Source organism: Acidobacteriota bacterium (assembly GCA_039030395.1).
In the GTDB taxonomy this organism is placed as follows: domain Bacteria; phylum Acidobacteriota; class Thermoanaerobaculia; order Multivoradales; family JBCCEF01; genus JBCCEF01.
In genome coordinates this window covers 1-19,926 of sequence record JBCCEF010000027.1, presented here as the reverse complement: position 1 = coordinate 19,926, position 19,926 = coordinate 1, and the positions used below count along the sequence as shown (strand labels likewise).

The 19,926-nt window shown below is 64.1% G+C and carries 16 protein-coding genes, 5 tRNA genes, 1 rRNA gene and 1 pseudogene; 14 read left to right on the top strand and 9 right to left on the bottom strand.

What is annotated here, in order from left to right:
• Window positions 1–34 precede the first annotated feature (34 nt).
• Both AAF481_18270 and gltX read right to left on the bottom strand, forming a co-directional pair.
• Window positions 35–108: transfer RNA gene (locus tag AAF481_18270), tRNA-Gln, on the bottom strand.
• A gap of 78 nt (window positions 109–186) precedes the next feature.
• The gene (gene gltX, locus AAF481_18265; protein MEM7483115.1) at window positions 187–1,641 is read right to left on the bottom strand and encodes a glutamate--tRNA ligase; all 1,455 of its coding nucleotides are present in this window, start codon (window positions 1,639–1,641) and stop codon (window positions 187–189) included.
• A 259-nt stretch (window positions 1,642–1,900) separates the two neighbouring features.
• Between gltX and AAF481_18260 the strand changes: the two genes are divergently transcribed.
• Window positions 1,901–2,167 (top strand): hypothetical protein, encoded by a 267-nt coding sequence (locus AAF481_18260; GenBank protein ID MEM7483114.1) that lies wholly within the window; start codon window positions 1,901–1,903, stop codon window positions 2,165–2,167.
• A 121-nt stretch (window positions 2,168–2,288) separates the two neighbouring features.
• A complete protein-coding gene (locus AAF481_18255; protein ID MEM7483113.1) occupies window positions 2,289–3,650 on the top strand; it encodes a tetratricopeptide repeat protein in 1,362 nt (453 codons plus the stop codon).
• Between the two features lie 60 nt (window positions 3,651–3,710).
• Here the strand turns inward: AAF481_18255 and AAF481_18250 are convergent, their stop codons facing one another.
• From AAF481_18250 to trkA, 4 genes and pseudogenes are all read right to left on the bottom strand, one after another.
• Window positions 3,711–5,015, bottom strand: coding sequence for a VCBS repeat-containing protein (locus AAF481_18250; protein ID MEM7483112.1), 1,305 nt, complete (start codon window positions 5,013–5,015; stop codon window positions 3,711–3,713).
• Window positions 5,016–5,095: 80 nt separating this feature from the next.
• Window positions 5,096–5,485 carry an ACT domain-containing protein gene (locus AAF481_18245; protein ID MEM7483111.1) on the bottom strand — a complete coding sequence of 130 codons (390 nt, stop codon included), beginning with the start codon at window positions 5,483–5,485 and terminating at the stop codon, window positions 5,096–5,098.
• Between the two features lie 3 nt (window positions 5,486–5,488).
• Window positions 5,489–6,940 carry a TrkH family potassium uptake protein gene (locus AAF481_18240; GenBank protein MEM7483110.1) on the bottom strand — a complete coding sequence of 484 codons (1,452 nt, stop codon included), beginning with the start codon at window positions 6,938–6,940 and terminating at the stop codon, window positions 5,489–5,491.
• Window positions 6,941–6,964: 24 nt separating this feature from the next.
• Window positions 6,965–8,341: pseudogene (gene trkA, locus AAF481_18235) on the bottom strand (Trk system potassium transporter TrkA).
• 183 nt (window positions 8,342–8,524) lie between these two features.
• On the opposite strand from trkA, the gene AAF481_18230 reads away from it, so the two are divergent.
• The 5 genes from AAF481_18230 to AAF481_18210 all read left to right on the top strand — a co-directional run bounded on the left by AAF481_18230 (window position 8,525) and on the right by AAF481_18210 (window position 11,478).
• Window positions 8,525–10,939 carry a TonB-dependent receptor gene (locus AAF481_18230; protein MEM7483109.1) on the top strand — a complete coding sequence of 805 codons (2,415 nt, stop codon included), beginning with the start codon at window positions 8,525–8,527 and terminating at the stop codon, window positions 10,937–10,939.
• A gap of 122 nt (window positions 10,940–11,061) precedes the next feature.
• Window positions 11,062–11,135 (top strand) — tRNA-Pro (locus AAF481_18225).
• Window positions 11,136–11,174: 39 nt separating this feature from the next.
• Window positions 11,175–11,251 (top strand) — tRNA-Arg (locus tag AAF481_18220).
• A 67-nt stretch (window positions 11,252–11,318) separates the two neighbouring features.
• A tRNA-His gene (locus AAF481_18215) sits at window positions 11,319–11,393 on the top strand.
• 8 nt (window positions 11,394–11,401) lie between these two features.
• Window positions 11,402–11,478, top strand: a tRNA-Arg gene (locus AAF481_18210).
• A gap of 36 nt (window positions 11,479–11,514) precedes the next feature.
• Here the strand turns inward: AAF481_18210 and AAF481_18205 are convergent.
• Both AAF481_18205 and AAF481_18200 read right to left on the bottom strand, forming a co-directional pair.
• Window positions 11,515–11,910: a type II toxin-antitoxin system VapC family toxin gene (locus AAF481_18205; protein MEM7483108.1), complete on the bottom strand. Its 396-nt coding sequence runs from the start codon at window positions 11,908–11,910 to the stop codon at window positions 11,515–11,517.
• A complete protein-coding gene (locus AAF481_18200) occupies window positions 11,907–12,146 on the bottom strand; it encodes a type II toxin-antitoxin system prevent-host-death family antitoxin (protein MEM7483107.1) in 240 nt (79 codons plus the stop codon). The genes AAF481_18205 and AAF481_18200 overlap by 4 nt, the downstream gene beginning before the upstream one ends.
• Window positions 12,147–12,329: 183 nt before the next feature.
• Here AAF481_18200 and AAF481_18195 point away from each other — a divergent pair, with 183 nt between their 5' ends.
• The 4 genes from AAF481_18195 (at window position 12,330) to AAF481_18180 (ending at window position 16,879) form a co-directional block, all read left to right on the top strand.
• Window positions 12,330–14,444 carry a tetratricopeptide repeat protein gene (locus AAF481_18195; protein ID MEM7483106.1) on the top strand — a complete coding sequence of 705 codons (2,115 nt, stop codon included), beginning with the start codon at window positions 12,330–12,332 and terminating at the stop codon, window positions 14,442–14,444.
• On the top strand, window positions 14,441–14,689 hold the full coding sequence (locus AAF481_18190; protein ID MEM7483105.1) for a glutaredoxin family protein: 249 nt from the start codon (window positions 14,441–14,443) through the stop codon (window positions 14,687–14,689). The genes AAF481_18195 and AAF481_18190 overlap by 4 nt, the downstream gene beginning before the upstream one ends.
• 430 nt (window positions 14,690–15,119) lie before the next feature.
• Window positions 15,120–15,581, top strand: a complete 462-nt coding sequence (locus tag AAF481_18185; protein MEM7483104.1) for a hypothetical protein — start codon at window positions 15,120–15,122, stop codon at window positions 15,579–15,581.
• Window positions 15,578–16,879, top strand: coding sequence for a tetratricopeptide repeat protein (locus AAF481_18180; protein MEM7483103.1), 1,302 nt, complete (start codon window positions 15,578–15,580; stop codon window positions 16,877–16,879). The genes AAF481_18185 and AAF481_18180 overlap by 4 nt, the downstream gene beginning before the upstream one ends.
• Before the next feature lie 39 nt (window positions 16,880–16,918).
• Here the strand turns inward: AAF481_18180 and AAF481_18175 are convergent, their stop codons facing one another.
• Window positions 16,919–17,176 (bottom strand): hypothetical protein, encoded by a 258-nt coding sequence (locus tag AAF481_18175; GenBank protein ID MEM7483102.1) that lies wholly within the window; start codon window positions 17,174–17,176, stop codon window positions 16,919–16,921.
• 204 nt (window positions 17,177–17,380) lie between these two features.
• Here AAF481_18175 and purM point away from each other — a divergent pair, with 204 nt between their 5' ends.
• From purM to AAF481_18160, 3 genes are all read left to right on the top strand, one after another.
• Window positions 17,381–18,460 (top strand): phosphoribosylformylglycinamidine cyclo-ligase, encoded by a 1,080-nt coding sequence (gene purM / locus AAF481_18170; protein ID MEM7483101.1) that lies wholly within the window; start codon window positions 17,381–17,383, stop codon window positions 18,458–18,460.
• Complete coding sequence (purN, locus tag AAF481_18165) at window positions 18,457–19,092, top strand: phosphoribosylglycinamide formyltransferase (GenBank protein MEM7483100.1); 636 nt, start codon at window positions 18,457–18,459, stop codon at window positions 19,090–19,092. Before purM ends, purN begins: the two co-directional genes overlap by 4 nt.
• Before the next feature lie 497 nt (window positions 19,093–19,589).
• Window positions 19,590–19,926: ribosomal RNA gene (locus AAF481_18160) — 16S ribosomal RNA — on the top strand; the annotation flags it as partial.

Sequence of the window (19,926 nt, the reverse complement as noted above, 5' to 3'; positions counted from 1 at the left end):
GAGTCAAGCGACCTAGAGGCGGGGATTCCTAGATTGGTTGGGACGCAGGGAGTCGAACCCCGATTCCACGCTCCAGAGGCGCGTGTCTTGCCATTAGACGACGTCCCAAAGGGGATCGAGAGGCTATCGGATCCTCGGAGGTCGGGTCAAGGTGATGGCGCCCGGTCTTGCTGCGGGTTTGGCGGCTCAGGCCGGTTCGCGGATTTCGTCCAGATAGGCGATGAAGGCGGTGAGGCGGCGATGGGTGGCGTCGCGGCCGACGAGGGCGACCAGATCGAAGACCGGTGGGCCGGTCTTGGAGGCGGAGACGGCCATTCGCAGGGGGTGGATCAGGTGACCGGCTTTTTGGCCGAGTTCTTCGCACAGGGCGCGCAGCGCCTGGTCAAGGGGGTCGATGTCGAAGGTCTCCAGGGCACTGTAGTGGTCGCGTAGCTGGGCGATGTGCTCCCCAAGGCCCTCTTTGTTGGCGAATCTGGCACAAAGGGCGGGGTCGTAGGTGAGATCGTCGACGAAGTAGTGGCCGATGCCCTCGGCCAGTTCGCGTAGGTTGTGGGCGCGCAGACGGTGGAGGGTGACGGCTTCCCGTAGGCGCTCCGGGTCGGCGTTCGCCAGGCCCGCTTCGTCCAGGAAGGGCTCCAGGTGCGGCCAGATCTCTTCGAGCGGGGAGTTGAACAGGTACTGGGCGTTCATCCAGGCCAGTTTGTCCGCATCGAACACCGCCGCCGAGGTGTTGAGGCGGTCGATGGTGAAGAGGTCGACCATTTCTTCGCGCGAGAGGATCTCCCGGTCGTCGCCCGGCGACCATCCCAGTAACGCTAGGAAGTTGTAAAGCGCCTGGGGCAGTACTCCCTGGGCCCGGAACTCCTCGACGGAGGTGGCGCCGGTGCGTTTCGAGAGGCGCTTCTTGTCCGGCCCGAGGATCAGCGGCAGATGCCCGAAGGTGGGCACCGGCGCGTCCAGGGCGCGAAAGAGGGCGATGTGCTTGGGGGTGTTCGACAGGTGGTCGTCGCCGCGCAGGACGTGGCTTACGGCCATGTCGATGTCGTCGCTGACGACGGACATGTGGTAGGTCGGCGAGCCGTCCGATCGCAGCAGGATGAAGTCGTCCAGGGCGTCCGGTGGAAAGTCGACTTCACCCCGCACGAGATCCTCGAAGCGGATGTGGTCCTCGCCCATGCGGAAGCGCACCACGAAGGGCGTGTTCGCCGCCATGCGCCGCTCGATGTCGTCCACCGCCAGGTGGGCGCAGGTTCCCGGGTAGCGAAAGCGCTCGCCCAGTTTCTCCGCCGCTCGGCGCTGCTCGGCCAGTTCTTCCGGGGTACAGAAGCAGCGGTAGGCGCGGTCCGCCGCCAGCAGATCGTCCACCCGCTCGCGGTGCCGGTCCACGCCGGCGCTCTGCAGGAAGGGACCCTCGTCCCAGCCGCATCCCAGCCACTCGAGGGCATTCTGGATCTGGCGGGTCATCGCTTCGTCGGAGCGGGCGCGGTCGGTGTCCTCGATGCGCAGCAGGAATTCTCCCCCGAGGTGGGCGCGCAGCAGGTCGTTGTAGATCGCCGTGCGGGCGCCGCCGACGTGGAGATAGCCCGTGGGAGATGGGGCAAAGCGGACCCGGACAGGGCCCTCGAGGGTGTTCGATGTCATGGTTTTGGGTTCCTCTCTGGTGAGGCCGAACCTTACCAGCCGGTCCCGAAATTTTGGGGGACCAAGAGTCGCCGATCCCCCGCCGCCCGAGTAGGATGGTAGGCACTTATATTCCGAGACGTATGTTTTTAGGCGGTTTTTGGCGATCGTGTGCACGCCAAATCGTTAGATTTGTTGCCTCAAATGATAATCAAATCGACGGGATCGCTGATGTGGGCATGGTGCCGGCTTCGGTCGATCCTGGATGAGAGGAGGACTTATGTCTAAGTCTTTTGGTTGTTTGCTGGTCCTGCTGGTGGTTACGATTCTCTGCGCACCGGTAACCGTCGCGGCGCCGATGGATGCCTCGGAACGCTCGACAGTTTCCTTTGCAGGCGATTTGTGGTCGCAGGCGGTGAACTGGTTCCACGCCGTCGCCGGATCGAAAAGCGGTCCGCCCGACAAGGCTCCGGATGGCTCCGGAGCCGAGTCGCAGGAAGGCTGTGACCAAAATGAGCACGGCCCAGGAATGGATCCCAACGGCTAGCCATTTGGCCTTGCTGAGGGGTGTCGGGTCGCCGACACCCCTTTCATCTGTGTCGAAGATCGGTTATTTTTTATGAAACATCTATTTTGATTCGACTTTGGCTACTCCGAGGGGTGCATCCTTGATCGATATTCACCTGACCCGTGAACTGCTGCAGGCAGTGACCCGGGGGGAGCTTCACCCCTCGGTGCTGACGACGACCCTGCTTGAGCATCTGATGGCGCTCTGTCCGACCTGCCATGAGGAGATCGAGGCGTGGCGATCCGAGTCATCGAGCACGGGTTCGGCTTGCCGAACAGACTCCTTCGAGAAGGCCCAGGCGATGCGCACTGCGGTGGAGCGCTCGGCAAGTCAGGTCGGCCGGCAGGAGGTCGACCTACGGGTTGAGAGACGGGAAGCCAAGAAGGATTTCAACACCCTGATGCGCCTTGTCCCGGAATCGCGCCTGGACCGTATTCGGGGAGCCTATAAGCGATTTCGCAGTCCGTTCCTGGCCGAGCGCCTGCTGGATCGGTCGCGGAGCTACCTGCCAAACGAGCCGGCCCAGGCGTTCCATTTTGCTGAACTGGCCCATGTGGTGGCGCAGTGGGGCCGCGATCGCATCATCGCCCATGAGATGCAGACCTTGGCGCTCGCCAACATGGCGAATGCTCGTCGAGCACTGGGAGAGATTCGGACTGCCGATGCCCTATTTCGGCAGGCGCGGTCCGTGGTGCGCATGGAAGGGGTGACGGAGAAGCTCGTCTACGCGGAACTGGACTGGCGAGAGGGAACCTTGCGCCGTGACCAGAGGCGGTTTGACGAGGCGGAAACCCTGCTGGAACGCTCCGTTCTGCACTATCGCTTGGCGGGCGATCGCGGGGCCTCGGTGGCTAGCGTCCTCCTCAGCTTGGGGGAGGTCTATCGGGAAATAGGAGAGCTGCAAAAAGCGCTGGCGTCGATTGACGATGCCTTGCAGTGCATCGATCCGGAGCAAGAGGATCGCCTGTTCCTGATGGCTTGCCACAATCGGGCGCTTTGCTTCTACCACCTCGATCGCTATGAGGACGCACGCGTCGCGCTGGAGGAGAACCATTCTCTCTACGCCCGCTTCCCGGATCGCTGGACGCAGTTGCGGGCGCTTTGGCTCGAAGGCAAGGTGCTTCGCGGTTTGGGCGAGACGCAGACGGCGGAAAGGACCCTAGAGAGTGCGCGAGACGGGTTCCTCGAAGGGGGCCGTCCGTTCGATGCCTCGCAGGTGGCCTTGGACCTTGCTTTGGTGTACTCGGACATGGGGCGCGCCGCGGAGTTGCAGAGCTTGTCGGACGATCTGGTGACCGTGTTTCAGGGACAAGAACTTCACCGTGAGGCGATGGTGGCCCTGGTGCTGTTCCGGCAAGCGGTGCGGGACAACTCCCTCACCCGGGCAATTGTGGACCAACTCCATCGCTGCCTGAGCCGCGCCCCCGAGGATCGGGAAGCGTCCCTTCAAGAGCCTTCCTAGCCGTGCCGCCGACCTTCGGCACTCGCCGCCAATAGGGCCTCCGGGTTTCCGCTCCCGAGCCTATGGAACCGTCGTCGTCCAGGCGTCGGTATTACCGGATTCGAAGCCGTCCACCAGCAGCCATTTCTGGCGGTTCATGAACACCATCACCGAAGGGTCCCCGGAGTTGCCGACCACTAGGTCCGGTGCGCCGTCGCCGTCGATGTCGCCGAAGGCCAGGGCGGTGCCGACGGCGGAGGAGTCGAAGGTCCAGGTGGGGGCGGTGTCCAGCACGCCGCCGCGGTTCAGGTAGATTTGCGCCTTGCCGTTGGCGAAGTGGACTTCGGCGAGGTCCGGGTCGCCGTCCAGGTCGATGTCCTCGAAGCGTAGCTCCGCGTGGCCGAAGAAGGTGCCGGTGGCCGTCTGCGGGCTGCCGAGGGTGCCGTCGGTGTTGAAGTAGACGAGGGTCGGGTCATGGCCGAGAGCGAGATCTTGGTCGCCGTTGTCGTCCACATCGGCCCAGGCGACGCCCTTGTCCGTGTCGTCGTCACCGGTGGTCCAGGTGGTGGTGCTTTCGAGGGTCCCTTGATCGTTGCGATAAACGCCGCTTTCGAAGTTCGCCCACTTGGAGACGGCGAGATCTTCCCACTCGTCGTCGTCGAGGTGACCGAAGGCGAGGAAGTTCTGGATCGACATCTCCGGGGAAAGCGCTGCGGGAGTGGTGGGCAGCACCCCGGCGTTCGACTCGAAGATGTAGATCGGCCGGAAGGGGTCGTCCTGGGAGCGGCCCTGGTTGGCGGTCACCACGTCCACGTCGCCGTCGTGGTCGAAGTCGAAGGGCAGCGCGTAATTGGTCCAGGAGGAGTCCGTGGAGAGCCAGCCGGGGGTGGTCGCCGGGCCGTTCGGGCCGCCGAAGTAGATCACCGAAGGATCGTAGCTCCCGCCGCCATTGGCGGCGAAGACGTCCGGGAAGGCGTCGTCGTTCAGCAGGGCGACCTGAATATCGCCGGTGGAGCGCTGGTCGTCGGACGCCCAGGAGGGGGAGCCTTCGAGGCCGCTGCCGGTGTTGAAGTAGATGAAGTTTCGCCAGTCGTCGTAGGGCGGAAAACTGTTCGAGATGTAGCAGCCGACCACCACATCCTGCCGGCCGTCGCCGTTCATGTCTGCCACCTGCAGGCCGCCGACCTGGATGCGGAGGTCGTTTTCCCAGTCCGGCGTGGTCGGGTAGGGCACTTCGGTGCCGCCCGGAGGAGGAGTTTCCGCGGCGGACTCTCGTTCGTCGAGGAGTACCGTTTCGAGGCTGTCCGAGGAGATTTCGACGGCCACTGGCGTGCTGGCCACCGGCGCGGCGAGAATCGACAGCCCGAATGCGAGGACGATGTACATCAGCACCTTCTTCCCGGCGCATACGAAGGCCCTCGGCGGGTTGGAGCGCTTCTAGCGCCTGATCTGGATTTCGCGTTCCATCATATGCCTTCTCCCTCCACCCGATGTCCTGCTTCCCGCAGGGTGTCGAGGGCGCGGGGCAGATTCTCTTGCGAAACGAACAGGTAGTCCGTGTCGAAGGTGGCGACGGCCAAAATGCCCACTTCTGCCGCTGCCAAGGGGCCGGTGACAGAAGCGAGAACGCCGGTTTGGTCGAACGCGAAGGTGCCAGCGAAGCGGATCAGCCGCCAGCCGCCCTGGTGCCGGACGTCCGCTGGAACGGCGTTTTCCGGGCAGAGGATGGACAGCTCGGCGGCGGTGCGGGTGATGGATGCGAAGGTGCCGCCTTCGGCCCACTCGGGAATCGCCGCATCCGGAGCGAGCCGGCAGACGGCCCAGCGACCGGGTAAGACGGTGAGGTCGAGTTTCATGGCCTATCTCCTCCAGAAGCGGAACATGAAAAGGGCTGCAATGGAGTAAACCTCCAGGCGACCGACCCACATCAAAAGGACCATCAAGAGTTTTTCCCAGGGTTTGAAGAAGGCGTAGGACTGAGTTGGGCCCACGGCGTCGAGGCCTGGGCCGATGTTGCCGAGGGTAGCGATGGCGGCGGTACCGGCGGTGACCAGGGAGTGGCCGCCGAGGGTTAGGAGCAGAGTTCCTACGCCCCAGCTCGAAAGAAAGAGAATGAAGAAGCCGGTGACACTCCGCACCACCGATTCCGGCACTGCCTTGCCGCCGACGAAGACCGTCGCCACGGTGTTCGGGCTGAACGACAGGCGGACCTCCCGAAAGGCCGTCTTGAGGCCCACCACCATCCGCATCACCTTCATCGAGCCGGAGGTCGAGCCCGCACAGCCTCCGACGAACATCAGGATCACCAGGAGCATGCGTGACAGATTGGGCCAGGCGTCGAAATCTTGCGAGGTGAAACCGGTGGTGGTCATGATCGAAACGACCTGGAAGGCCGCATCGAGGGGCAGTCGGGCGTTGAGCTCGAAGGTGCCGGAACGCCACAGATTGATGGTCACGATCAGCGCAGCGACGCCGATGACCGTCAGGTAAAGACGAAACTCGAAGTCCCGCAGCAAATTCCAGCCTCGCTTTCGGCGAAGGCCGTAGTAGAGGGAGAAGTTGCCGCCGGCCAGGATCATGAATACCAAAATGATCAGATGGATCCAGGGCGAGGGGTAGGCTGCGATGGAGTCGGCGCGCGGTGAGAAGCCGGCGGTCGCAAGGGTACAGAAAGTGTGAGTGAGGGCATCGAAGAGACTCATGCCGCAGAGCTTCAGCAGCGTCGTTTGAACCAGGGTCATCCCAAGGTAGATGCGCCACAGGACGGACGCCGTGTCGCGAATGCGGGGCTGGAGCGCTTCGGCGGTGGGGCCGGGGATTTCGAGCTTGTAGAGAAAACGGGCGCCGGGGCCGAGTTCCGGCAGCAGAGCGACAAAGAGCACGATGATTCCCATTCCGCCCAGCCACTGGGTGAAGCTGCGCCAGAAGAGGATGCCGTAGCCCGCCTCTTCGATCGCCGGCAGCACCGTGGCCCCGGTGGTGGTGAAGCCCGAGGTGGCCTCGAAGAGGGCGTCTACCGGGTGGGCGAGGGTGCCCGTCAGGAGGTACGGCAGGGCGCCGAAGGCGGAGGCCAAGATCCAGCCGCCGACCACGATCAAGATGCCTTCCCGGCGGAAGATCTGAGTGGTGGCATTGCGGCTGGCACCGACCATGGCCAGGCCGCACAGGGCGGTGATGGCCATCGATATCAGGAAGGCGCCGGCGGCTCGGCCCTCGCCGTAGATCACGCTCACCACCGCCGGGAAGAGCAGGGCGAGGGCGAGCACCAGCACCAGGCGCCCGAGGAAGCGCAGAACCGGCCGCAGGTTCATCGCGGGCCACTCACGGCGAGCCGATCATGACGGTCGTTCGATCGCCGGGAACAGCAGCCGGACGGTGGACATCTCTTCGTCCTGGACGAAGAGGATGACCATGTCGCCGGCTTCGAGGCGATCCTTGCCCCGCGGCACGAACACCTTGTCGCCGCGCACCACCGTGCCGACGATGATGCCGCGCGGTGGTTTCATCTCCGCCAGGGTCACACCGGCCGCCGGGCTCGCCGCGTGCAGGGTACGTTCGATCACCTGGGCGGCGCCGCTCTGCAGCGACACGATGTTGGCGCGGTAGCCGTTGTCGATGTACTCCTGGATACGGTCCAGGGCCAGGGAGCGCGGCGAGAACACCTGCATCAACCCGAGGCGCCGCCACAGGTGCGAAGTCTCCGCCCGATCGACCAGCGCCACCACGTTCGAGACTCCAATCTCCTGGGCCAGCAGGCTGGCCATCAGGTTACTCTCGTCGAAGCCGGTAACGGCGAGGAAATAGCGCGCTTCCTCCACCCGCTCGGCCCGCAGCAGGGCGAGGTCCGTGGCGTCGCCGTGGAGCACGTGGAGCCACGGCAGGCTGGCCGCCAGCTCGCCGGCCCGGCTGCGATCGCGCTCGATGAGGGTGACTCGGGCGTCGAGGCCGGCGAGGGCCTGGGCGACCATTTGCCCGGTGCGGCTGCCGCCGGCGATCACCACGTCGCCGAGGCGCTGATTCTGAGCCGTGACCATCCGCTCGACGTCGCGGATGGACTCCGTGCCGGCGAGGATCAGAGCGTCGTCTCCGACCTCGGCGCGGTCGCCGCCGGAGGGAATGACCAGCCGGTCGCCGCGGAACAAGGCCACCACCAGGCTGTCCGGCGACAGTTCGACCTCGGAGAGCGGCTGGCGAACCAGCGGCGATTCCTCCGACAGAGCCACCTTTCGCAACTGCACCTTGCCCTCGGCGAAATACTCGACGGCGGTGGTGTCGAAGCCGCGAAAACAGTTGATGATGCGGCTGGTGGTGAGGACCTGGGTGGAGAGCAGCAGGTCGGCGTCGAAGGTCTGCTGGTAGGCCTTGCGGTGGCGCAGGAGTTCACTGCCGGCGCCCATCCGCACCACGCTTCGCCGAGCGCCGGCGCGCTTGGCGAGGAGCGAGGCGGCGAGGTTCGCCTGGTCGTCCGAAGTCACCGCCAGAAACAGGTCGCAGCCGGCGACCTGCGCCTCCTCGAGCACTCCGAGCCGGCTGCCGTCGCCCTCGATGACGCGGGCGTCGAGCTCTTCTTCGATACGCTGGGCGCGTGCCGGTGCAGTTTCGATGACGGTGACGCTGTGCCCCTCGTGGGACAGCGTGCGCGCGAGGTGAAATCCGACCTCGCCGGCTCCCATCACCACATAGCGGCTCATCTCCATAGCTCGGTTCCCGCTGAGAAGTCGACGTTCGGATCTCTGAAGTTGTGCCGATGTGTCCCTTGACTCGCCGGCTGGCCTACTGCTATTTAGGCAGGGAGCTTATTTTCTTTGACGGTGGCTCCGGAAGCCCGTGATGTTATCGCGTTCGCGCGGCGGGACTTCAGGGAGTTCACGGGGACAACGAACGAGGGAGGCATCATGAGGAGCCAACGCATCATCTGTCTGTTTCTCGCATCTTGGGTCGTTCTGACCGGCGCGGTCGTGGCTCAGGATGACGGGGGAATCGAGGGTACGGTCACGCGTGAGGACGGCAGCGCTATCGGTGGAGTCACTGTCGTCGTCGAGGGAACGAGCATGGCGACCGTCACCGGTTCCGATGGCGCCTTCGCCTTCGATGAGGTACCGGCGGGTACCTACTCCCTGAACATCAGTCTCGGCCAGAACGTCGACCGGGTGGACGGTGTCGAGGTCACCGCCGGTGAGACCGCCAGCGTTGATCAGCAGGTCGACTGGGAGGTGACCTTCGTCGAGACGATCACCGTGTTTTCGGCCTCGCGCCGCGCCGAGCGCATTGTCGAAGCGCCGGCGGCGGTGACCCTGATCACCGCCGAAGAGGTGGAGCGCGAGGCGGCCCACGGTCAGCTTCCGAAGCTGCTCGAGTTCACCCCCGGCGCCGAAGTCACCCAAAGCGGCCTCTACGACTACAACTTCAATACCCGCGGCTTCAACAGCTCGCTGAACCGGCGCGTGGCGGTACTGGTGGACGGGCGCAACCCGGCGGTGCCTTTCCTCGGTTCCCAGGAATGGCCGGCGGTTTCGTTCCCGCTCGACGATCTGGCGAACCTGGAGTTCGTCCGCGGCCCGAGCGCCGCCTTGTACGGCGCCAACGCGTCGAGCGGCGTGCTCAATTTGGTGACCAAGCGTCCGCGCGATAGCCAGGGCGTCAAGGTGCGCTTGGCCGCCGGTGAGATTTCCACCACCAACGCCGACGCCCGCTGGGCGGGCGCCTTGGGTAGCGACTTCTACCTCAAGCTGCAGGGTGGTCTGCGCGACAGCGGCGACTTCTCCGTTTCCCGCAACGGCCAGGCCGAGTACGTCGTTCCGTGCGGCGGCGGGGTGACCACCGACTGCTTGCCGCAGGAGGCGATTCCCTTGAATCCCGAGGACGCCGTCGAGGTGAAATTCGGCAGCGCCCGACTCGACAAGTACTTCGGCAACGACGACCTACTGTCCATCGACGTCGGCCTCGCCCAGTCCGAGGGTGTGGTGGCCCAAACGGGCATCGGCCGCGTGCAGCAGCAAGAGATCGAGCGCACCTACGGGCGGATCAACTACTCCTCCCTGCGCTGGAACCTTCTCGGCTACTACAACAAGCGCGACGCGCCGGAGCAGGCGGCCCTGTCCTCCGGCGCCAACCTGGTGCTCGACACCAACAACTACCAGGTCGAGTTCCAGACCAATTGGGATCTGATGAACGACCGCGCTCGCATCGTCGCCGGCGCCGCCTACGGTGAAGAGGAGATTGACACCTTCGATCCGCGCCTCGGGCGACAGACCTTGGTCTTTGCGCCGATCGATTCCGACAAGTCCGCCCTCTTCGGACAGTTCGACATCGATGTCACCGAGGCCGTCAAAGTGGTGGTCGCCGGACGCTACGACGACAGTTCCCTGCACGATGGCCAGTTCTCGCCCAAGGCGTCGCTGGTCTATGGCATCAACCCCAACAACACCCTGCGCTTCACCTACAACGAGGCGTTCCAGGTGGCGAACTACTCGGAGTTCTACCTGCAGGCGCCGGTGGCGCCATCGGCCGACCTGAGGGGCGTCAACGCCCTGGTGTGCCTGTCCCGCAACCTCGACTGTGGCCTTGGCGTGACGCCGGTGCTGGCGGTGGGCAACGAGGACCTCGAACTGGAAGAAACCCAGACCTTCGAGGTGGGCTACAGCGGAATTCTCGGCAAGTCATTCCTGACGGTGGACTACTACAACAGCCAGAACGAAAACTTCATCACCGACCTGATCCCAACCCTCGGCACCCCGCTGGGCCGGATCAACTCGAACTTCGGCCCTTGGCAGGCGCCGGCCGGCGTGCCGGAGGCCCTGGCGACGGTGATCCGCGGCTTGGTGCCGACGCTGACCAACAACCTCGACGGCTCGAACATCATCGCCGCCGTCTCCTACACCAACTTCGGCGAGGTGGACACCCAGGGCATCGACCTGGGGCTGACCAGCTATTTCGGCAACGGCTGGAACTACAACTTCACCTACTCGTGGTTCGACTTCGACATCAAGGACGGCAGCTCCGCGTTCGCCAATCTGCTGCTGCCGAACACCCCGGAGCACAAGGGCGGCGTGAGCTTCGGCTACGCGCGGGACGCCTGGGACCTGGATCTCTCGATGCGTTTCGTGGACGATTTCCGGTGGGCGGTCGGTCCCTTCCAGGGCGATGTGGAGGCTTACTACACGGTGGACGTGGGCGGCAACTACGCCATCAACGACAACTGGAGCGTCGGCGTCAATATCTCCAACGTGACCGACAACGACCACTGGGAGTCCTTCGGTGGCGATCTCCTGGGCCGGCGCGCTCTCGGCCACGTGACTTTCGAGTGGTAGTAGCGTAGCTTTCACCAGCCTCAACGGGGATCGCTCCGGGTCGACCGGGGCGATCCCTTGGGCTTTTGGGGAGATTGACTCCGTCGGGCGGCTCGCCTTAGACTGGCGCGCGCTGTTTCCGACGGGGCGTGGCGCAGTCTGGTAGCGCACCTGCCTTGGGCGCAGGGGGTCCCCAGTTCAAATCTGGGCGCCCCGACATTCAACGGAGACCTCGGAGGTTCCAAACCTCCACCGGCTGCCTGTAGCTCAGCTGGATAGAGCGGCGGCCTTCTAAGCCGTTGGTCGGGGGTTCGAATCCCTCCAGGCAGGCCACTGCTCTTTCGAAGACACGGGTTATTCCCACTAGGTTTTTTTCCTACGGGGGTTATTCCCTACTGTGGTGAGCGTAGCTCAATGGCAGAGCGCTGGATTGTGGTTCCAGTGGTTGGGGGTTCAAGTCCCCTCGCTCACCCCAACACCCACGCGCCCTTAGCTCAGCTGGATAGAGCGTCGGCCTCCGGAGCCGAAGGTCAGAGGTTCGAATCCTCTAGGGCGCACCATCTCCTCTACATCTGATCCCCCAGACCAGCGCATCATTAGACGGTGAGCGTTTCGACCTCCTCCGAGAGGGCGAGATGACCGTCCATGGTGACGAGCGTCAGTCCGAAGACCCGAGCCGTGGCGGCCAAGAAGTGGTCCGCTGGATCGCTTTGCGGCAGTTCCAACTCGGAGACCTCGCGGGCGACCTCGAAGTTGATCGGTGCTTCCCGCAGGGGAAAGCGGTCGAGCGCTTGGGCGATCCACTCGCCGGCGTCCTGCCGTAGGCGAACCTTGCCCTTGTGGGCGAGCATTCCCACCTCCCACAGGGTGATCGGCGACAGCCAGCACGCTCCGACCGCCTGGTCGATAGCGTCTCGCAGGACCGCGGGTAGGTCGCGGGAGCCGGCGGTGTACCAGAGCCAGATGTGTGAGTCGAGGAGCAGCCGGCTCACCGGGCGGCGTCCCACTCGCCGGGGTCCGCGGGGCTCACGATGTCGCTCAGCACTTCGACCGTATCCCGCATACAGCCGAAGCCGGTGGCCGGCGGTTCCGGCGCTGGCGGCGGCAGGACTTGAGCGATCGGGACTCCATGCTTGGTCACTAGCAGGGGCTGGCCCGTTCGCCGAACGGTTTCGAGGCGCGAAAGGCAGGTGGCTTTGAACTTGGAAATGGCGATCTTTTCGGTCATGATTAGATTCTAGCATCATTTGACCATGGTCCTTGACTATGGTTGAAAATTGTCCTGGCGAACGAGCGGCAAGTAGGGTTGAGGAAGCGCGCTGTCACCAGGGGCATCGAACTCGGAGACGCAAGGGGCGGCGAGCATCTTTCGCTCGCAAGCGCTTCGATGCCGGGGTGTACGATGCGGAGAATGCTTCAACTGCGATGGATGGAGTGGATCGGAGCCGGGCGGCGAGTACCTTCCGGGGGATTGCTGCTGTTTTGTTTTCTGGTCCTGGCGGCCGTCCCGGTTCTCTGGGGCGGCGCCCTCTGGGGTGGCGATTCCAAGGAGGTCGGCGAGACTTCGGAAGTGATGGGCTTCCGGGTCACCGGCGGCGCGGCCCCCGGATACATCGAGGACCGCGCCTGCGCGCTGTGTCACCGCGAGATCGCCAAGAGCTACGAGGCGGTAGGTATGGCGCGGTCCTTCATGACGCCGAGCGCCGACAACCGCATCGAGGACTTCAGCGAAACGCCCTGGACTCACGAGCCGTCCGGGCGTACCTACGAGATGGCGTGGGAGGAGGAGCAACTGATCTTCCGGCGCTGGCAAGAGGGTGAGGGCGGCGAACGCGTCAATCTCTGGGAGCAGCCGGTGAACTGGATCCTGGGCTCCGGCAACCACGCGCGGACTTATCTGGCCCACAGCCCCGGCGGTGAGCTGTACCAGCTACCGGTCGCCTGGTACTCCCAGGAGGGGCGCTGGGGAATGGCGCCGGGGTTCAATCGGGCAAACCACGAGGGTGTAGGTCGGCGGGTGCGGCGGGAGTGCATGTTTTGTCACAACGGCTATCCGAACGTCCCGGCCGGGAGCGACGCGCACTTCCGCGGTCACCGCTTCCCGGAAGTCCTGCCGGAGGGCACCGGTTGCCAGCGTTGTCACGGCCCCGGCGCGGAGCACGTCCGCCGGGCGATGGGCGGAATGGGGACCACCGACGCTCTCCGCCAGGCGATCGTCAATCCCGCACGGTTGCCTGCGGCGCGGCGCGATGCCGTTTGCTGGCAATGTCATCTGCAGCCGTCCTTCACCATGGTGGGGGTGCGGCGGTTTGGCCGTGGGGACTACTCGTTCCGGCCGGGTGAGGCTCTTTCCGATTACCTGGTGTCGGTGGACGTGGTGGAGGCGGACGAGCCGGAGGAGGAACGTTTCGAAATCAACCACCACCCCTATCGTTTGGAGCAAAGCCGGTGCTTTCAGGAGAGTGCCGGTGCCCTTTCCTGCCTGACTTGCCACGATCCGCATCGCAAAGTGCCGGCGGCGGAGCGGGCGGCGCATTACCGTGCCGCCTGCCTGAGCTGCCATCAGGACGAAGCCTGCCGGCTCGACGAGATGACGGCGACGGTGTCGCATGCGGGCGTGGATCCAGAAGACTGCGTCAGTTGCCATATGCCCGAGCGCCGGCCCCACGACGTGGTCGAGGTGGTGATGACCGACCACACCATCCAGCGCTCGCCGCCGCCGGAGTCAGAGCGACTGGCGACGCGCCCGGAAGGAGATCCAGAGGTGGAGTCTTTTCACCTCCACCGGTCCGCCATCGAAGACAGTGCGGACCCGGATCGCCTCGCCCTGCTCGGGGTTCTCGCCGCCGTGCGGGCCGGCGGGGGTTCCGCCGGAGAAGCGGTGGCACAGCTCGAATCGTTGATCGAGAGCAAGCCGCCGCAGGCCTTCGAACCGTATTTGGATCTGATGCGAGCTGCCGTGCAGCAGCGCCGCTTCGGGGTGGCCGAGAAGGCCTTCGCCGAAGTCTCGCGGCGCACCGCCGGAGAGCCTGCCGCGGAAGAGTGGTCGGCGATCCTGCGGCTCGCTCGCGGCGACCGCGAAGGGGCCTTGGCGATCCTCGACCAGGCCGTTGCCGGGAATCCCGAGCGTCCCGAGGCACGTTTCAATCGAGGGCGGATCCGAGTCGCCGTCGGCCGCCTGGAAGAAGCCGCGGCGGATTTCGAGGCGGTGGCGGCGAGCCGGCCGAACCAGGTATTCGCTTGGTACCAGTTGGGTTTGGTGCGGGCTCGACAGGAGCGCCCCGAGGCGGCGGTCGCAGCCTTCCAGCGGGCCCTTGCCGTAGAGCCGTCCCATACGGATTCCTATCGCGCGTTGGCGGAGACATTGGGAGCGATGGGGGAGGACGCCGAGCGCGATCGCTGGCTTCGCTACGGCGCTCGCTGGGCGAAGCGGCCGGCTGAGCTACCGGACCCGGACGTGAGAAGTGAGTCGACATCCAAAGAGCCATCGATAGACGGCCGGAAAGGCCGAGGAGGTAACGAATGACCGAACAGAAGATCACCGTGTACAGCACCACCTGGTGTGCCGACTGCCGCCGGACCAAGGCGTTTTTGGACCAGCAGGGAGTGGCCTACCGAGAGATTGACATCGAGCAGGACGAGGCGGCGGCCGAATTGGTGATGAAGCACAATGACGGAAAACGCCGAGTGCCGACTTTGGAGGTGGCGGGTGCCTACTACGGAAATCCCACCATTCCCGAGCTGAGGAGCATCTTGAGCGGCGCCGCCTAGCCCGTTCTTCTGCCCAATCGAGGGCCAGATACCTTGCGGCGATCTCTGGCGCGCTTGTCGCTGCGATGTGGGTGAAAACAGCGGGCTAGTTGCTTGGCGCGCCAGCTTTCCTTCTTGCTCGGTTCCCGATGCCGGCGCAATCTCGCTCCACGGCGAGAGGTCTTGCCGATAGTTTACGCATTTTCTTCGAAGCATCTCCGGTCGTCGCGAAAGCCCGGAAAGTTCTCTGCCAAGCCTAGTTTCTGGAAATACCAAGAAAATGTGGCGCGGCGAATTTTTTTGTATTCAAACATAGGTTTTTGTCGCATTCTATGACGATGTGCTAGTTTTCTCACGAATGAACGTCAGTCGGCAGGTGCAGCAGTGGAGTTGGCGTTTGAAGGACGTTTTGCGGGAGAGAGGGCGCACACAGCGTTGGGTGGAGGGACAGTTGGGTTGGGCGTCTGGCTACCTGAGCCAGCTCCTCGCCCCTGGGCCGCCAGCCCTCAAGGTGCAGCAGGTTCTCGAAATACTCGCAGCGATCGATGTCACTCCGGCGGAGTTCTTCTCCGGTCTCTACGGGCTCGGCATGCCGGTGCCCGGTGGAACCGGCGGCGAAGCGTGGACTCTGGACCGCGGACAGGTCCACGCCCTGGTCCTAGAAGACCTCGAAAAGGTCGAAAGCCGCCAGCAAGAAGGCTTGCGTGAACTCGACGAGCGTCTCACTTCCGCGATTGTAGAGGCCGAGCAGCGTTTGCTGAACGGCCCTGATGGTTTGCGTTCTCTGGTTGCAGACTTGGTCCGCCAGGAACTGATGCGGTTGGCACAAAGTCCAGCCCATTCGTCCGTTGTCAGCGGTCGTGACGCACTTAGAGAACGGGGAGGCCCTGGAGAGGAGAGCGAGATTCGATGAGCGGGAAGAAATCCGAATCTCATCCGCCGACGGCGGTTCTCGAGCGCTTTGCGTCCGGGACGGCTTCGGCCGATGATCGTAGGGTGGTGGTTCGTCACCTGTTGAAGGGCTGTGCAATGTGCGGTCAGGTGGCTTCCGGAGCCGATCGCAACGGTTGGTCCGAGGGGGTAACGGTCGATGCCTTTCTCGAGCGCAGTGCGCAAGAATCTGCTGAATTGGTGGCGCGCTTTTGCTCCGAGCGGAGCGCTGCCGCGGAGATCGTTCAAAAAATTGCGCCGCTTACCGGCGCCCAGCGCCGCCTGTTGCTCAACAACCTGCCGGCGAAGCGTCGGCGGGCGGTGTGTGAGTTGTTGATCGAGCGTAGTCGAGAGTCTCGCCACCACAATGCTCGGGAAACTCTGACCTATGCAGAGTTGGCGGTTCTCGTGTCGCAGGGTATCGAGGGAACGCATGCCGACGAGCCGCGGTCCCGCGCCTGGGCCGAACTCGGAAACGCTCGCCGAATCCTCGCCGATCTTGCGGGAGCCGAGCAGGCCTTGGACGAAGCCGAGCGACTCTTTGATCGCGGTGGTGCGGATCCCCTGTTTCAGGCGGAGCTGTATTCGTTGCGCGGTTCCCTGGCCCAGTACCAGCGTCGCTTCGATCTGGCTTTTCAGCTCCTGCATCGTTCCTTTCGACTTTTCGAGCGCCATGAGGATTTGAACGGAGCGACTCGTGCCCTGTTGAAGCTGGCTCTGGCCCATGTCTATCGAGGGGATCCCGAAGAGGGATTGCCGCATGCGGAGCGTGCCTTGGCTCTGGCTGCGGGATCCGAGGACACGCGGCTAAAGCTGTACGCTTTCCACAATCTGGTGCTGATCCTCACCGAGGCTGGCCGAGTCGACGAGGCTGCCTGGCACGCTCACCGCGTACGACCTTTATTCGATGCTGCCGGCCATCGGCTCGATCGCTTGCGCTTCGATTGGTTGACGACGCGGATTGGAGCCGAACTCGGAGTGTTGGAGCCAGCAGCTCGTGCCTTCGACCGGTTGCGAAAAGGGTACGCGGATGAGGGAATGCCCTTCGAGGCAGCTCTTGTGTCTCTGGACTTGGCGGCTGTCTATGCCCGCTTGGGCGAGCGCCGAAAGCTGCGACTCTTGGCGCAGGAGACCCAGGAGATTCTGCGTTCCCTAGGGGTGGGGCGAGACCATCTCGCCGCTCTCTTTCTGCTGGCCCGCAGTGAGGGCGCTGAGGCGGTCCGTCTGGTGGCGAATCTTCGCAAGGTGGTGGAGGGCGCCCGAGATGGGCGCCACTCCTAGATCCATCTTCGCGGGGTGATTGGTCGGCTACCTTTGATCCTAGGGACAGCCGTCCGGGTCGATGCCCGGTCCGCAGGTGGAGCCACTCTCGTCTTCCGAAGGACCGTTGGGCTTGGACTCGCCCTTCGGTACCTCGCCAGAGTTCTTGTCCGAACTCGGAAGCCAGTCCCTTACCCGTTCGGTAAGGGTTTCGAGCCATGAATTCCATTCGGTCTCATGGTCGGTGGCGCCCAGCGTGACGGGGACGGTCGACAAGACCAGCAGAACTGCAAACATCCATCGAGACGCGATCTTCATCGCGAGTCCTCCTCTCCCCTAAGTCCTCCGGCGCCCGGATGGCGGCGGGGCCTAGGGATTCCTATATACACCGTGACGTCAGTGCGTCATACCGATCCGGTGACAAGGGAGAAGTTCCGGCGATCGGCCTTGGCTGAGTGTCCAAAGAGCGGCTTGCCGCGCCTCTTCTCCTGGTATAGTCGCGCCTTCTCTGAGGCCAGATGAATGAGCCGTTCTCCCGAAGAAAGTGCGTATGCCCGGGCCGGGGTTGACATCGATGCCCAAGATCGTGCGCTAAAGCGAGTCAAGTCGCTGGCGCGCTCCACCTTTACGCGCGGCGTGCTGACAGACATTGGGAGCTTTGGCGGGTTGTTTCTGCCCGACCTTGCGGGGCTCGCCGAGCCGGTTTTGGTAGCGTCCGCGGACGGTGTGGGAACCAAGTTGATGGTGGCGCGGCGGGCGGGCGATTTTTCGTCCGTCGGCCGTGACCTGGTGAACCACTGCGTCAACGACATCCTCGTGCAAGGTGCGCGTCCTCTCTTCTTTCTCGACTATGTCGGCGCCGGCGTCCTCGAACCGGATGCGATGGTCGAGCTGGTGAGCGGCGTGGCGGCCGGTTGCCGGGAGAACGAGTGCGCTCTGCTCGGCGGCGAGACGGCGGAAATGCCGGGCTTCTACCAGGCCGGCGACTATGAGTTGGCGGGCTTCATCATCGGCCTGGTGGACCGTTCGGCAATCCTCGACGGCGGCCGAGTGGAGGCCGGTGATGCGTTGGTCGCCTTCCCCTCTTCAGGGCTCCACACCAACGGCTACTCCTTGGTACGGCGCATCCTGTTCGATCAGCTCGGTCTGTCCCTCGAGGCTCCGGCCCCCTGGCTTGCGAAAGGGGCGTCCGCGGTTCGCTCCGTAGGGCAAGAGGTGCTGGCACCGCATCGCTCCTATTTGCCGGTCTTGCGGCCATATCTCGACTCGCCGGAGCTGCACGGCCTGGCCCACATCACCGGCGGTGGGCTGACGGACAACCTGCCCCGGATGTTGCCGGACGGCTGCCGGGCGGAGATCGACCTCGAATCCTGGCGGCCGGCGCCGCTGTTCGATTTTCTGGGCGAGCACGGCGGAGTGGACCCCGACGAGATGTTCCGGATCTTCAATATGGGGGTGGGTCTGGTGGCCGCGGTAGCCGCTTCCGGCGCCGAAGCTTTCCTCGATGCGTGCCGCTCCGCTGGCGAAGAGGCTTGGCGCCTCGGTTCCGTCCTGGAACGTCGAGGCGGCGAGGCTGGAGTCGTGTATCGGACCGCCCCGTGACCGGCGGTTCCGCAGTGGCGCGCCTGGGCGTCTTGCTGTCCGGCCGCGGCAGCAACTTCTTGGCCATCCAGCACGCCATCGCCGCCGGCGATTTGCCGGCCAAGATCGTCCAGGTGGTCTCCAATGTCGAGGGGGCCGCGGGTTTGACGAAGGCACGGGAGCTGGGCCTGGCGACCGCCGCTGTCGTCCAGCGCGAGGGTGAAGATCGCCTGGCCCAGGAGCGGCGGGTGATCGAGGCTTTGGCGTCGGCCCGAGTCGACTGGGTGTGCCTCGCGGGCTATATGAGGCTCCTCTCCCCTGAGTTCGTACAGCGCTTTCCGCGTCGGATCGTCAACATCCACCCGAGCCTCCTGCCGTCTTTTCCCGGTCTCGACGCCCACGGTCAGGCGTTGGAGCACGGTGTTCGGATCTCCGGCTGCACCGTCCACCTGGTCGACGAGGGGATGGACACCGGGCCGATCATTGTGCAGCGGGCCGTGCCGGTGCTCGACGGCGACGATGCCGAAAGTCTGGCTGCGCGCATCCTGATCGAAGAGCATCGTGCCTATCCGGAGGCCTTGCGGCTCCTCCTTGAGGCGCCCTGGGAGGTCGCGGGGCGAAAGTTTTTCTTGCGGGAGAAGGCCAGTGGCTGAGGTCCTTTTCGAGCTTTTTCGGGACTTTCCTCGGCAGAATCTTCGGGAGCGGGGCTTGACAGCCTCGAATCCCTCACCTACACTCCGCAATCCCTGGAGCGCAAGCCACAGGGGACTGACGACGGCGCCTCGGCGCCCGAATCTTTGAAAGCTTCGCCTCGACTTCTTCCGGCCCGGTGGGCCGGCGTAGGAGTCGGGTTCCCGGTGGCCCGTCGCGGGCCAAATCCTGACCAGGATGCGTTGCCTCTCTAGCGCCGTAAGGTGCCAGGGCAGTGCCGCGAAGAAAGCTCGGCTTTAGGGGTTGACAAAGTCCCCTGGGGAGCTAGAATGAGGATTCGTCCTTAGGGGCGGCGCCACACGGCGCGTCGGTTCTTTGAAAACTGAATAGAGGAAGATGACAACCTGAAAATTCCTTTGCTTCGCAGCGCGAAGCAGAGAGAATGCCAAGCGAATAATGAAGCTGTCAGAGGCTCCGGCCGATGGCAGTTCTAGGATTTAAACTGGAGAGTTTGATCCTGGCTCAGAATGAACGCTGGCGGCGTGCCTAACACATGCAAGTCGTGCGCGAACGTGGCTTCGGCCACTAGTAGAGCGGCGAACGGGTGAGTAACACGTGGGTAACCTGCCTTGGAGTGGGGGATAACTTGGGGAAACTCGAGCTAATACCGCATATGCTGCCGAGACTACGGTCTTGTCAGCAAAGCTGGCCTATTCTTGAAAGCTAGCGCTCCTAGAGGGGCCCGCGTCTGATTAGCTAGTTGGTGGGGTAATGGCCTACCAAGGCTGCAATCAGTAGCCGGCCTGAGAGGGCGATCGGCCACACTGGGACTGAGA